The organism is Duganella callida (assembly GCF_004614165.1).
GTDB classification, from domain to species: Bacteria; Pseudomonadota; Gammaproteobacteria; order Burkholderiales; family Burkholderiaceae_D; genus Rugamonas; species Rugamonas callida.
The window spans coordinates 77,750-91,538 of record NZ_SPVG01000023.1 but is presented as its reverse complement, the minus strand read 5'-3'; the positions used below and the strand labels follow the sequence as shown (position 1 = coordinate 91,538).

Genomic DNA, 13,789 nt, shown 5'->3' with positions numbered 1-13,789 from the left:
GATCGACGTAGCAGCGCCGCCGGTGCTGTTACGCGCTCGCGTTTGCCATCAGCATTGCAAGGAGACATGCATGCGACACCTATCCAAACTCTACGTTCAGGTCTTGATCGCCATCGTAGCGGGGACCATACTCGGCCATTACATGCCCGGCCTGGGCGAGCAACTGAAACCGCTCGGCGATCTGTTCATCAAGCTGATCAAGATGCTGCTGGCGCCGATCATCTTCGCCTCCATCGTGGTCGGCGTGGCGCGCATGAACGACGTGCACTCGGCCGGCCGCGTCGGGCTGAAGGCGGTGCTGTACTTTGAAGTGGCGTCCACCTTCGCGCTGGCGATCGGGCTGGTGGTGGTCAACCTGTTCAAGCCGGGCGCCGGCATGAACATCGACCCGGCGCACATCGATGGCGCCTCAGTGGCGACCTATGCGCAAAAGGCGCACCAGCAGGGCGGCGCGCTGGACTTCATCATCAATATCGTACCGAACAGCGTGGTCGGCGCGTTTGCCAATGGCGACATGCTGCCGATTATCTTCTTCGGGTTGCTGTTCGCGATCGCGCTGGCGCGATTGGGCAAGCCGGTCGAACCGTTCATCGACATCCTCGACATGTTTTTGCACGGGATGTTCGGCGTGGTGCGCATCGCCATGTACGTGGCGCCGCTGGGCGCGTTCGGCGGCATGGCGTTCACGGTCGGCAAGTACGGCATCGGCACGCTGGCCTCGTACGGCGAGCTGATCCTGTGCTTGTACCTGACCTCGATCGTGTTCATCGTGGTGGTACTGGGCACGGTGATGCGGATGTGCGGGCTGTCGCTGTTCAAATTCCTCCGTTACATCAAGGATGAATTGCTGGTGACCTTGGGTACGGCTTCGACCGAAGCGGTGCTGCCGCAGATGCTGGTCAAGCTGGAGCGCATGGGCATTCCGAAACCGGTGGTGGGCCTGGTACTGCCGACCGGCTATGCCTTCAATGCCGACGGCACGGCAATCTACCTGACCATGGCTGCCATCTTCATTGCGCAGGCGCTGAATATCGACCTCAGCTTGTGGGACCAGCTGGTGCTGCTGGGTGTGCTGCTGTTCACTTCCAAGGGCTCGGCCGGCGTGGCCGGCGCCGGCTTCGTGGCGCTGGCCGCGACCCTGGCGTCGATGCACAAGATACCGGTGGCGGGGCTGGTGCTGCTGTTGGGCGTGGACCGCTTCCTCAACGAAGCGCGCGCGCTGACCAATCTGGTTGGTAATGGCGTCGCCACCGTCGTGGTGGCTCGCTGGGAGAAGAAACTGGACCTGGCGCAGGCGCGGGCCGTGCTGGACCGTCGCGAACTGGCGCCGGCCGGCACCACGCCCGCCAGCGAAACGCCAGCTTACACCTCCGTCGTCCCGGCGAAAGCGGAGGGCCATAGAGCCTGAGCGCCGCTCCGGCTTAGAGCGAAGAAATCAGCTTGGCACCACAGGCGGTGAGGTCGTCCTGATAAGCATAGGGACGGCCCTCATGCCTCGCTCCTGCACCGTCCGGCTTGATCGGGAACTTGCCCTTGCAGCGCGGGCAAAAGGTCAAATCGCCGTCCAGTGCGGCAAGGCGGCCCATCACCGTGGTGCCCGATGATGCGGAAACCACCTCGCCGCCATGGTCGGTTTTATCATTGACGCGGATGACGCCGCGGCCTTCATGTCTCATGAAATATTCCTTCACTGTGAATCCCGCGATGGGGGCAGTGGCTGATTGATATTGACTGGCGTGTCATCCATCAGGTGCCAGGTGATTTTCAAGTCGGGCAGGTCGAGCCACCAATCGGTTTTAGGCTGAGGGAAAGGCTGGCCGGCCACCACCCACGCCTGCCGCCAATGCTGGTTGATGAGCTGCGCGAGCGGGTGATCAGCCGGCACCCAAGGCTGCCAAGTGCCTGTTCGCGGGCAGGGCTGGTCTGACGCACTGCTGACAAACGGAGTAGGACGGGGCACGACGCGGATCAGATCCTTCGGCGCACGGGGTTCCACGGCTTCCCGGTCGCCCCAAGTCGTGATCCAGTATTCCCAGCGGATATTTTCAATCGGCTTTGCGGGTTTGCTGTGCGGGAGGAAAAATGACGTGAAGGTTTCGTTTTGTTTGTACAGCCCTGGCCGGACAGGCTTGCCTGATTCGTCAATTACCGGCTGCTGATCCGGACCAAGCGGTCGCCAGTACCCTTCCTTCGGCGCCTGCTTGGCGTCGGTAGTTTGGTGGGTATTGTGGAGTGCAAATGGCGGCTGCACATCAAAGCGTGATTTGCCCGGGAGGATAGACTCATCAAAAAAGTGTACTGGCGTTACACCCATGGCGGCGTTAACCAAGGTGTCGCGATCACCGTTCCATGGTGGTAGCGGTGCTGGGGGTAGTGGTACCACTTTGTCCAGATTTGGAAACCGAAGAAAATGGTCGAATTCAAGAGCTTTTCCTAGCGTGAAATAGCGTTTTGCGCGCGCCTCATCAATAAACGGGACTATCATCTCGTCAAGGTCAAAAGGATTGCTAAATTGTAGGAATAGTTTATTTGCGCATTTTTCACAGCCAAGCCTGACTCCGTGATGCGTAGCGAGTAATGCGTATTGCTTTTCTTCCCTAGTCGCCGCGCGGTCCGGTTGTAACGCATATCTGAAGGAAAGGTTATAGGCTGCATCACTGTTGCCTTGAGCGATAGCGCAAATTAGCATTTGCAGCGAAACCTTCCGATTTGCCCAGAAAGTCCCATCGGTGCTGTCATGGCTTGCGTTGAGCTTTTCACCAATGAAGGCTTGAGCCGAAGGACTTCCCATCTTTGCAGCCTTTTGCCAAAGTGCATAAGCACGAGTTGGGTCTGCTTTCACGTAGGTACCAGTGCTATAGTAGGTTCCCATGCGGTCGTACGCGGTAGGTATTCCTAATTTGATCCCGGACTCTATTAAAGTCTTGGCGTATTTTTCGTCTCGTTGAGAATTATTGTCATCGAGGTACAACGAGGCAAGGTTGAGTATGGCTTTCCAATGATGACGGTTAGCGGCTCTAGCCAACAACTGAGTGATTCGCTGGTAGTCGCGATCCCGAAAAAAGATCTCGGGCGAGTATAGACTCTGGGCATTTAAGAACCAGGCTTCCGCTTGTGCATCTACCGGAGGAAGTTGTTGAGCTTCGTATGCGCATTCGAAGGACTGCATGTGCGGGTTGAATAACGGTATCATATTTTTTGATAAATAAGGTTCAGTTCGTATCATGAATTCTTTGTGATATAAGGTAAAAAAAATGGCGATAAATATGATCGATCCCGTGGTATAAAAAACACCTAGAGTTAAACGGCGCATTATTATCCTAAACGAATTTTCGTGCTGCGCTCATCTTCAAACGGAAAAATAAATCCGGTGGTCATTTTATTTAATTTTTTTTATTTTTATTTTCTGTCATTAATTCACACCAAGCTATGTGCGCGAAATTAATGTCATTAAGGGATAAATATCTATTCATTTTTTTCTGGCTGAGAGATAACCAGATGTTCTTACGTAACTCGTCGGTCAGTGTTGGGTTCACAGTGGCTAAATTTATCTCACTGTCGACCGCCATGCTTCGGGTGTTCAGGTTCGCGCTGCCGAGTGTCATGAATGTGTCGTCGATGAGCATAAGCTTGGAATGGATATATATTTCGCGATATCGATTGTGACCATCGACAAATGCGCAGGTATTGAGCATGGCAACGCTCACCTTCATGCGCAGTTCCGTTTCTAAAAACTCGGTGCTTGGCTTGCTGATCTCATTTGCGTGGACTACCACGTCGTCACGCGGGCCTTCCCCGCTGATTGGAGTGCCCATCGCGTCATACTGGTCAGCAGAGGCTGTTTTATTGGCCGCTTCAATCATGCGGTCTTGCCCGACCATGCCCGCCTGCTGTCCGAGCACCGCCAGCGCGTCGTAGGTGCGCGGCACCATCTGTTTGCGCTCTGGGACCGGAATGACGATCATCACGTGCAGCATCGGCATATCCTTCATGCTTTTACCTGCCTTTGCGCAGCCACGTTTCCAGCCCTCCACCACGCGCGCCCGCGACTCCATCAGGCGGCGCGACCAGGCTTCGTATTGGAAGTACTGGTTCTCGATGTAGATGTAGCCGGCGGCCATGGTGGCGATGTCGGTCGCCTGGAAATACACTTCGCGTATGCTGCTGTCCTGTTCCTCCGGTTGGGTGCGGATGATTTGCACGCTGCAATCACCGGGCTGCGCGGGGCGCGTCAACGCCTTTGGTATGGTGTCTTCAAGATGCTCGCGGGTCGCGCGGGCCATGGCTGCTTCAGTACCGTTGCCGCTCACCGCCGCACGATGCCAGGCTGAGACAAAATTGCGGTGGATCGCGATCAGCGCGCCACCGCCATCCAGGCGACAGGCATAGTCGCGGTAGGGCTTGAATGTCTGAAACCCCCGGTCATGTTCGTATCCTTGCAAGCATTCCTTTTCCTCCCTGCGTCCACCTTGTTCCCGCTGTGGGTCTTCCAGCAAATGTTTCTCGGTGTCCCAATAGTCGGTGACGGAATTCAGGCCCATGATGTAGCCGACTGCTTTCTCGCCATCGTTGTAGGCAAAGTCGATGAGGATCGGCTTTTGGTGGTGGGTCGCCACTTTTTGCAGGCCTTCACTTTCCAGCCACTCGAGGCGCGACCGGGGCAGATCTGTGTCATGCTGGTCGAGGCCAGCCGTGGCCGCAGTCTGCTTCATCAAACGCGTCAGTATTTCGATGTTTTCAAGATGTCCGTCGAACGCGGCGTTGTACCAGCTATTGCAGTATTCTTCCCGCGCCAGTACGGGAATCTCGTCTGGCTGAATCCGGGCGGCGCTGGAAGCAAACAATAGAATGTGCTCCTGTTTCATCCTTGCCAGACCGAACGGGCGCTTAACGTAGTCTGCCAGCGTGTCGCGGCTGTGTTGGGCATTGATCTGGCGCGCGGTGGCCCAGTCGCGCTGATGCATGCACCAGGTCAGCCGGCCATGGCTATAGCCGGGCATGGTGTTGGCGCCGACCGCAAGCACGTCATACCAGACCAGCAGCCGCACTTTGACGCCGCGCCGGCCGGCCGCGATCAGCAGGTCGCCGTAAGTGTCGCCGCGTGGCCAGGTAGCGCCTTTGTTACGGATCAGTTCCATGCCCGGATCGAAGCCCCAGCAGCACAGGTCGATGCTTTCCCGGGCGCGGGCGATTTCCTTGGCAATGTCGGCAAAGCCTTTTTCGCCGCAGATAAACATGGTCAAGCGGTTGTTGTGCGTGATCGGGTGGGTCGCTTGACCGCGCTGATTGCGCATTTCAGCGAACCATTGCACGGTGCTGGTCGCCGCACGGCGGACCTCGTCGATATGCGTGACTTCCTTGCGCTTGACTGGATCGCTCATCGTGTGCTCCATTGGTCAATGATAGCGACGTCCCGTGGTGGCGCTGTCCAGCGCGCGCCAGCCCGCATTGGAAAGTTGTTGTTCGTCGTGACCGTCCCGGCCGCCATCGGCGAAGCGCGGACTGACGGTCAGCACGAAGCGTTCGCCGGGCGCCAGCACGACCTGGTATTCGGGTGTGCCGTCCTGGTGCGCGATCACGATGCGGCCGTGCTCATCGGTGATGCCATCCTCCAGTTTGGTCTCGCCGCGATACAGCGTGTAGGGCACATTGGCGTAGCATTTGCCGCCGACATGCGCGCGCAGCGTTTGGTGTAGCTCGCCATCGGTTGGCGCGGACGCCGGCTCCGGCGCGGGTTGCGGGCGGTTCTTCGGCGCCAGCGTTTCGAGGTTGCCGTGGAACAGCGTCGGCGACGACGTGTAAAACTGTACCTTGTCGCTGATTTCGATCATGCAGTTGTTGCCATGCAGGCGCACCCCCTGGCGACCACGGATATCGACCCAATCCGCTTCGCTGATCAGGCGCAGCACTTTGTTGGCAATCACGTCGACGTCGTCGGTTTGCGCCTGTAGCGTCGCCTTGCCAGCGGCGGCAATCAGCTTCATGCCGGCCTTGTGGACGAACAGGCGCAAGGTTTGGGCGATGCTGGCAAACAGGCTGTCGCCGGCAGCGATCGAGACCGAGCCGCCGGTGGTCAGCGCCGTGTGCACTTCGCTGGCGATGTGGGTCGATTGCGCGCTGCTGGTCTCGATGCCGGCCGGACTGGCAAGCACCACGTGCGCGGCGGCCAGCTCCGGGAAATTGCCACCGCTGCCCTGAAGTTCACTGCACTGTTGTTGCAGAACGGCTGCCACGGCCGACTGTTGCCCTGCGCCTTCCTGCGCCTTGTGCTGTCCGGCCTGATTGGCAGACGCGCGCTGCACCGCGCTGGCGGCCTGCAGGCGCGCCACGGTTTCAGCCATGGCTTTGGCGGGGCCGGCGGCGCCTGGCCGCGCTTCGCTGGTGATCAGCATGCCCTGTGCCGCGCGCAGCACGCCGTGTCCGTCGGTGCGCAATTCCCAGCCTTGGCCGCGCGCATCGCGGCGGCCCGAGTGGTCTTCCACGCGCGTGATGTGGCCCAGCGCCAGTTGGCTATGCTGGTGATCGCTGCGCAATTGGGCCTGGATTTCGCCGGCGGTGTCATCCAGCAGCAAGTGGTTGCCGCGCTGATTCGCGCCCAGTTCGGCGCTGCGCACGCCGGTGAGCGCCTGTTGCGACGGCAAGTCCCATGGCGGCGGGTTGACGGCGTTGTGGACCACGCCGATGACGATGGGACGATCGAGGTTCCCTTCCAGGAATTGCACCACCACTTCCTGGCCGACGCGCGGCAAACCGCTTTGTCCCAGGTGCCAGCCGGCCAGCGGCATCATGACGCGTATCCATGGCGAACTGTTATGGTCGTACTGGCCGCGCCGATCCCAATGGAATTGCAGTTTGATGCGGTTCAGATCGTCGGTATACAGTTCGGTTCCGGATGGCCCGGTGACGATCGCGGTTTGCACGCCGGTGAAGCTGGTGGCTGTGCTGTTGTGTTGACGTCCCGGCCGCCAGCGCACGTCCTTGCTGACACAAGTGAAATGGTTGTCGTAGTGTGACAATCCCTGTGCGCCGGCCTGATAATTATTGCTGGCGCTGTGCTCGACGCGCAATAGCAGAAACTCTCGTCCGGCGACGTCGGCGTGCTCGTCTCCGTCAACCGCGGGCGCCTGCGCGGCGCCGCTGAAGTGACCGTCGAGTCTGAAAACGCGGCCGGCCTGCGCGCTCCGGTCGTTGCCGGCGCCATCAAAATACTGGAGGTTGGCATCGCGTTCGTCCATGCGTCGCTGCGACAGCAGAGCGCCATCGTCGGCATCGTGATAGCCGTACGCGCCGGCATACTCGGCCCACTCGAATTCGGCTACAGCATCCTGATGGTTGCGGGAGTAGGCGCTGATGTGCCGCGGCGTTGGTTGCTTGTAATCGAAGCTGCTCAGCACCGAGCTGCCGGGACCCAGGCGGCGTACCGCCTGCCATTCGCGCACGCCATCTCCTTCGCGCGCGCCCGATTCGCTGCGGAACACCATCATGCCGCCCGCAGCGTCGATTGACGGGCACAGGCTGCTGTCATCGCCCAGCCAGAGTGTGTGACCATCAGCCTGATGTTCGTACCAGTAATGCAGGCCATGCGCTTCCCAGCGCCGGTGCAGATGGTTATAGTCGGTCTCGTTATATTGGTTGGCGCAGCTGACCTGCGGGTATTCCCGCTCCAGGCTGGTATTCCATGCATGCTGGTCGTAGTTGGCGAACACCGTTTCGGTCAACTCGATCACGCTCAGATTGAGAAAAGACGCGCAGTTCTGGCGCAGTCGGGTGAAAGTCAGCCATGGCGCCAGCCGCATGCGGTAGAACGCGAAGCCGCCGTCCGCGCGGACGAAGCGGAACTCACTGACATAGCCATTGAAATACCGCAGCGTGCCGTCATTGCGCAGCAGGGAAATCGTGACCATGCGCGCCATCATCGCTGTGAGTGGAATGTGTGCGTCATCCGACAGAACCTCGACGTCGAACTGGAAGTCGCGCGAGATTTCCTCGCGGGCAGTAAGGGTGTTGACCAGCATGACGGTATTGGCGGGCCCATCACCGCGTGGAAAATCCATGCGCAGCAGTCGGCCACCCTGCGAGCTCAATCCCAGCACGGACAAGGCCGCGAAACGGGATGGCGTTGCCAGTTGTTCCATCTACTCTCCTTGCGTAGTGCTGCCCATCGACAAACTATAGTGAGGGAGCGCGCTCGCGGTCTTGAGCGTCCGCAAGACCGCGCTAAGCGCTCAGGCCGGATCCAGCTGGTAGCACAGCGTCTTGGCTGGCTTGGACTGGGGGCCAGCCAGCAGAAAACTGTCCCACCCCAGACGTTTCCTTGCGCCGAGCTTCAGCGGTGTGACGCAATCCGGCGCAAGCAGCACCTGCAGCTCGTAAATCAGTCCGGGCACCGAGAGCAAGGTCAGCAAATGTGCCAGCGTGCGGCTGGCATCGCCTCGCGGCAGGAAGCGTTCGAGGGCGTCCGCATCCAGCGGACCGACAAGCAGTCGCAGGCGCCGGTCCTGGCGCCACATGCGCACACCCAGCGCTGCGCCATACCCCAGCGTCGGACCGCCAGGGCCCAGCGTGCTGCGCAGAGGGGCAGGAATGTGGTCCCAGCCGCCGACGAATTGCCGCACCTGCACCGGCACGTTAAAGTAGCCTTGCACGATATTGGCGAGGGCGCTGGCGGATATGGGCCGGGTGCGCAGCAGCCCCGCATAATGGGCTGCCGCATCTGCCGGGATCAGGCGGTCGGCCAGTGCCTGGCGCGGCGTGCCGGCCAGCGACAGCAGCAATTCCAACTGCCGGTCGGTTCCGTCCATGGCGGCCGCGTGCTCGAGCCGATGCCGCTCCCAGGCCTGGCAGTAGAGCGCTACCATGCGCTGGGAGAGTACATCGATGAAGGCCCGCGCCGCGACGGTCTTTTCCCGGTACGCATGCGCGACGATGCGCTCGGTGTACGACCAGGGCAAGGTGCCGTTGACACCCAGCAGGCCGATCAGCCTGGGCGTGATGTCGATACGAACCGATCCCTGGGCTCGCAGCACCGACGGTACCTGCTGCCAGTCATTGACGCCGGTGAGCTGGATGCCTTCGATCTCGCTGGGCGGAAAATTCAGGCACGTGCTGTTGTGGAAACGCAGCACATATTCCCAGGCGCGCGAGCGCGGAACACCATGCCGGCTCAACCATTGCAGCAGCAGGCGTACCGTGGGAATCAACTGGAAGCGGTAGGGCGCGTCCAGCAAGCGCGCCATCACACTGGCGGCAGGACGCCGGTCATCGGTTTGCATCGGATCAGCTCCTCGCCAGATTGGTGGGACACTATGCTCAGCTCGATAAAGCTGTTGGCTTGCACGTACAGCGCCAGGAATTCCGACAGCACCCGCACGAAGACGGCCATGCCGCTGCCGACAAACGCGTCTTCGTCGAGCGTGAGGCGCAGTGCCATGCCATGCGCCAGCGATGCGCCGCGTGGATGGCGCAGCCAGGTCGTCGCGGGCGTCTGCGCCAGTCCGACGATGCCGGCGATCTGCCGTCGCGACACCGGCGACTGACGGACGTCGTACAGTGCCAGCATTTCGCGGAACGCCGGCAAACCTTCCTGGCTCAGCGCATGATGGTTCAGCGCCAGATGGGAAATCAGTCGCCAGTGGGCACCGTTGCCGCGCGCGTGGCTGCACGGCGCGGTGGGACGGCGCAGCAGCCGGATGCGTAGCTTGTCTGTCGCATCGGCCTGGTGCAGATCGCCGTCCGGCTGACCATAAGGCAGGCGCGCCGGCAGATCACGGTTGGTGCAATTTAATTCCAGCGACAGCGTGGCCAGGCCCGGCCGTTGCGGATCGAAGTCCGCATCGACCAGGCTGATGCTGGTTTCGTGACCGGGACTGTCGATGGCGAGCTCGTCGTCGCGCCGCGCGATCCAGAACATTGGCGCTGCCTGCTGCTCCTCGCCATGGTGGAGCGAGTAAAACGGCCGTACCGTCACCACGCGCTCGCCGTGGCCCTGGGCGCGGTAGGCCACCGACGCAATCGAATACACTTCGAAGTTGGCCGGGAAAACCGGATGACATCGCACCGGATAAGCGCTTTGTTGCTGGTTGACGGTGATCGGTTCACCGTGCTGGCTGAACAGATTCACCACCGGCGTGCAGCCCAGCAGCAGGTTATCGGCGGACAGGCTTTCGAGCAGGCGCGCGGCGCGCGTATCGTGACGCAAGCCGGCCAACATCAGGTGCAAGGTGACGCGTCGGCTGGGCTGGGGTTGTGTGGCGTGGAGCGCCGCCAGATCGAGCCGGATGAAGTTGAATTTCTCGGGGAACGCGAAATATTCGGTCAACAGGCGGTAAGCGGGGTGCGAGCGTGGCGGAAACGGCAGCAGCGCTTCCTCTTCGCGCATACCGCCGACGCTGATGGGTAACGCGCGCAGGGCGGCCCAGTGTCCATCTTCAGGCTCCACATACGCGCCCACGGCGCGCATGAACAAACTATCGCGCAAAGCGGCGCAGAATGACGGCTCGCCGTCGATGAAAATGTCGACTGGCGCCGGCGACGCCAGCGGCGCGGCCGGAATATCCAGCGTGATGCTGATGGCCGCCGTGGCCCCGTTGGGTGGAAAAATGCCTGGTGGCGGCGTGATCAGCGGGACGAATCCGGCGTTGACGATACGCACCGGCGCAGCCTCCAGCGCCAGCGTGGTGACAAAGGTGCAGGGCGTGCCGTGTACCGGCGCCGACACCAGCCGCGTGCCGCGCGGCACCGACGGCACGCCGCCCGCAGCACCTTGGCGCGCATCGCGGTGCTCGAAGCGCACCACGGAGCACGCCGGAAACGGCCGCAGATAATGCGGGAACAACATCTCCAGCAACCCTGCGGTGAACTGCGGGTAATCGTCATCCAGACGCTTGGCGATACGTGCTGCCAGCCATGCGGTGGATTGGATCAAACGTTCGACATGCGGATCGGCGCAGCCGTCGCGCGGCATTTGCAACTGTGCAGCCAGCTTGGGATAGTGCGCCGCAAATTCACGACCCTGCCGTCGCAGCAGGGCGAGTTCGCGTTCGAAGTAGGGCAGCAACTCTTCCATGGACACTCCCCGGCAGCGTGAAGTGATCATTATTGTTGAGTTGCGCAGCGCCAATTTGTTGTGGCGCAAGAACGATGGCGGCCGGATCGGCGACGCTGGCAACGGTCGAAACGAAAGGGGGAAACATGGGACTGCCATTGAAAGTGCGCTGGATCGAGGGACTAACGCTGGGACCGCAGCAATTGCAACTGCAGGACGCGTACCACGAGGCGCGCCTGCAGCGCTTTGCCGGCACGATCAATCCGTATCTGTGGGGCGTGCGGGAAGCGCAGTGGAATACCGACGCGCTGGCCAATAATGTACTGGCGGCCGATTTGCTGTCGCTGATCTTCCAGGATGGCGAAATGTATGAGGCGCCCCACACCGATGCGCTGCCGGCGCCGGTGGATCTCGGCGCGATTCCTGCCGAAGTGCAAAGCGTGACGTTTTATGCGGCGTTGCCAACCTTGAAAGCGCACGGCGGCAATGTCGCACAGGGCACGGCAACACGCAGCCAGGCCCGCTACCTGCCAGTGGAAAAGGAAATGCCGGACCTGTTCGGCGAGGCGCTCAGTATCGACGTCGGCTGCCTTGCCAGGAGCGTGCACTTGCTGTCCAGCCTGGATTCGCGCGCCGACCATCTGAGTTTCCCGGTGGCGCGCGTACGGCGCATGGTCAGCGGCGGTTTTGAACTGGACCGGTCTTTCTTTGCGCCCGGCCTGTCGATACGGGCCGCGCCCGGGCTGTCGCTGATGCTCGACAACCTGCTGGCGAAACTGGGCGCCAAGGTGGAGGCGCTCTATCAACGCCATCGGCAGCCCGGCAATCACGTGGTCGAAATATACCAGGGCGATCTGGCATCGTTCTGGATGCTGCATGCCGTGTGCGCCGGCACCGCCGGCTTGACCCACCTGGCCCGCCAACGCCAGCATCATCCGGAATATTTATTCGACCGCTTGACGGCCTTCGCCGGCGGACTGATGGCGTTGTCGACCAGATATGCGCTGGCCGAATTGCCGGTGTATGAGCATGAGAATGCCGCACCCGGATTCATCCGCCTCAACGAAATCATCCGCGATCTGTTGGACACCGTCATTTCGTCGCGCTATTTCGCCATTCCGCTGCTCGAAGATGGACAGCGCAGCCGGCATTATCGCGCGCAGCTGGACCCCGCCAAGGTGGACCAGCGCACGCGGCTCGGCGTGGCGGTCAGCGCCAATGTGCCGGCGCTGGAGCTGGTCCAGATCGTGCCACTGCGGTTCAAGATTGCTGCACCGGATGACATCGACAGTATCGTGAACTCGGCGCTTCGGGGTATCGAACTGGTGCATCTGCCGCAGGTGCCGGCCGAGGTACCGGTCCGGCCCAACACCTATTATTTTTCGATCGTACCCAAGGGCCAGCTGTATGAATCCATGCTCAAGGCGCAAGCCATGACCATTTTCGTGCCGCAGCAAGGATTTGACGGACTACAACTGGAACTGTTCGCACTCTCCGGTTGACGCTGGCATTATCAGACCACCGAACCGAGCTTGAAGATCGGCAGGTACATGGCCACCACCAGGCCGCCGATCAGCACGCCTAGTATCACCATGATGGCCGGCTCCATCAGGCTGGCCAGCGAGGCCACGGCCTCGTCGACCTCGTCCTCGTAGAAGTCGGCCACCTTGCCCAGCATGGCATCGAGCGAGCCGGATTCCTCGCCGATGGAGACCATCTGCGTGACCATGTTGGGGAACACGTCGGCGTTCTGCATAGCCACCGTCAGGCTGGTGCCGGTGCTGACTTCGGTCTGGATCTTGCGTGTGGCGTCCAGATAGACGGCGTTGCCGGCGGCGCCGCCCACCGAGTCCAGCGACTCGACCAGCGGCACGCCGGCGGCGAACATGGTGGACAGGGTGCGCGTCCAGCGGGCAATGGTGGCCTTGCGGATCACTTCGCCGAAGATCGGCAGGCGCAGCATCAGCTTGTCCATGAAGCGCTGCATTTGCAGCGAGCGCTGCCAGGCGCGGAAAAAGAAGTAGATCGCCGCGAACAGGCCGCCGAAGATGATGTACCACCACTGCACGAAGAATTCCGACAAGGCCATCACGAACAGCGTGGGCGCCGGCAGGTTGGCGCCGAAGCTGGCGAACACGTCCTTGAAGGCCGGCACCACCCAGATCATGATCACCGCCGTGACGATGAAGGCCACCGCCAGCACCGCCACCGGGTAGGTCAGCGCCGACTTGATCTTGGCCTTCATGGCCTGGGTCTTTTCCTTGTAGATCGCCAGCCGGTTCAGCAGGTCTTCCAGGATGCCGGCCTGTTCGCCGGCGCCGACCAGGTTGCAGAACAGCGGATCGAAGTACAACGGGAACTTGCGGAACGCCTGGTTGAGGCTGGTGCCAGTCTCGATGTCGGCGCGCAGGTCCATCACCAGCTTGGACACCGAGGGATTGGCGTGGCCCTTGCCGACGATGTCGAACGATTGCAGCAGCGGCACGCCGGCCTTCATCATGGTGGCCAGCTGGCGCGTGAACAGGGTGATGTCCTTGTCGGTGACGCGCTTGCCGGAGCGGTAAGCCTTCTTGCGCACCTTGGTGACCATGATGCCCTGGCGGCGCAGGGTGACGTTGACCACCGCCTCGCCGCCGGCGCGCATTTCGCCGCGCACGGTCTTGCCGGTCTTGTCCTTGCCTTCCCAGGCGAACACCGATTCCCTGACCTGACTGCGCGTGCCCGATGTCGCCATGATGTGTCCCG

The 13,789-nt window shown here is 61.2% G+C and carries 9 protein-coding genes; 2 read left to right on the top strand and 7 right to left on the bottom strand.

Annotated elements, in window-relative coordinates; all coding sequences use genetic code 11:
- The first annotated feature begins 70 nt into the window (after positions 1 to 70).
- A complete protein-coding gene (gene dctA, locus E4L98_RS02410) occupies positions 71 to 1,408 on the top strand; it encodes a C4-dicarboxylate transporter DctA (protein WP_135199971.1) in 1,338 nt (445 codons plus the stop codon).
- A gap of 13 nt (positions 1,409 to 1,421) precedes the next feature.
- Here the strand turns inward: dctA and E4L98_RS02405 are convergent, their stop codons facing one another.
- From E4L98_RS02405 to tssF, 6 genes are all read right to left on the bottom strand, one after another.
- Complete coding sequence (locus E4L98_RS02405) at positions 1,422 to 1,676, bottom strand: PAAR domain-containing protein (RefSeq protein WP_135199970.1); 255 nt, start codon at positions 1,674 to 1,676, stop codon at positions 1,422 to 1,424.
- Between the two features lie 11 nt (positions 1,677 to 1,687).
- Positions 1,688 to 3,313: a tetratricopeptide repeat protein gene (locus E4L98_RS02400; protein ID WP_135199969.1), complete on the bottom strand. Its 1,626-nt coding sequence runs from the start codon at positions 3,311 to 3,313 to the stop codon at positions 1,688 to 1,690.
- Positions 3,314 to 3,383: 70 nt separating this feature from the next.
- Positions 3,384 to 5,381 carry a phospholipase D-like domain-containing protein gene (locus tag E4L98_RS02395; RefSeq protein WP_229257198.1) on the bottom strand — a complete coding sequence of 666 codons (1,998 nt, stop codon included), beginning with the start codon at positions 5,379 to 5,381 and terminating at the stop codon, positions 3,384 to 3,386.
- A gap of 15 nt (positions 5,382 to 5,396) precedes the next feature.
- Positions 5,397 to 8,135, bottom strand: a complete 2,739-nt coding sequence (locus E4L98_RS02390) for a type VI secretion system Vgr family protein (RefSeq protein WP_135199968.1) — start codon at positions 8,133 to 8,135, stop codon at positions 5,397 to 5,399.
- Positions 8,136 to 8,225: 90 nt separating this feature from the next.
- Positions 8,226 to 9,272: a type VI secretion system baseplate subunit TssG gene (tssG, locus tag E4L98_RS02385; protein WP_135199967.1), complete on the bottom strand. Its 1,047-nt coding sequence runs from the start codon at positions 9,270 to 9,272 to the stop codon at positions 8,226 to 8,228.
- Positions 9,236 to 11,065, bottom strand: coding sequence for a type VI secretion system baseplate subunit TssF (gene tssF / locus E4L98_RS02380; RefSeq protein WP_135199966.1), 1,830 nt, complete (start codon positions 11,063 to 11,065; stop codon positions 9,236 to 9,238). The genes tssG and tssF overlap by 37 nt, the downstream gene beginning before the upstream one ends.
- A 125-nt stretch (positions 11,066 to 11,190) precedes the next feature.
- Here tssF and tssK point away from each other — a divergent pair, with 125 nt between their 5' ends.
- Positions 11,191 to 12,546: a type VI secretion system baseplate subunit TssK gene (gene tssK / locus E4L98_RS02375; RefSeq protein ID WP_135199965.1), complete on the top strand. Its 1,356-nt coding sequence runs from the start codon at positions 11,191 to 11,193 to the stop codon at positions 12,544 to 12,546.
- Positions 12,547 to 12,557: 11 nt separating this feature from the next.
- Here the strand turns inward: tssK and E4L98_RS02370 are convergent, their stop codons facing one another.
- A complete protein-coding gene (locus E4L98_RS02370) occupies positions 12,558 to 13,778 on the bottom strand; it encodes a type II secretion system F family protein (RefSeq protein ID WP_135199964.1) in 1,221 nt (406 codons plus the stop codon).
- Positions 13,779 to 13,789 lie beyond the last annotated feature (11 nt).

What these genes read in the sequence shown, in the direction of transcription:
- E4L98_RS02400 (WP_135199969.1), bottom strand. Translation starts at nt 3,313, where the DNA reads ATGCGCCGTTTAACTCTAGGTGTTTTTTATACCACGGGATCGATCATA.
- E4L98_RS02390 (WP_135199968.1), bottom strand. Translation starts at nt 8,135, where the DNA reads ATGGAACAACTGGCAACGCCATCCCGTTTCGCGGCCTTGTCCGTGCTG.
- dctA (WP_135199971.1), top strand. Translation starts at nt 71, where the DNA reads ATGCGACACCTATCCAAACTCTACGTTCAGGTCTTGATCGCCATCGTA.
- tssK (WP_135199965.1), top strand. Translation starts at nt 11,191, where the DNA reads ATGGGACTGCCATTGAAAGTGCGCTGGATCGAGGGACTAACGCTGGGA.
- E4L98_RS02405 (WP_135199970.1), bottom strand. Translation starts at nt 1,676, where the DNA reads ATGAGACATGAAGGCCGCGGCGTCATCCGCGTCAATGATAAAACCGAC.
- tssG (WP_135199967.1), bottom strand. Translation starts at nt 9,272, where the DNA reads ATGCAAACCGATGACCGGCGTCCTGCCGCCAGTGTGATGGCGCGCTTG.
- tssF (WP_135199966.1), bottom strand. Translation starts at nt 11,065, where the DNA reads ATGGAAGAGTTGCTGCCCTACTTCGAACGCGAACTCGCCCTGCTGCGA.
- E4L98_RS02395 (WP_229257198.1), bottom strand. Translation starts at nt 5,381, where the DNA reads ATGAGCGATCCAGTCAAGCGCAAGGAAGTCACGCATATCGACGAGGTC.
- E4L98_RS02370 (WP_135199964.1), bottom strand. Translation starts at nt 13,778, where the DNA reads ATGGCGACATCGGGCACGCGCAGTCAGGTCAGGGAATCGGTGTTCGCC.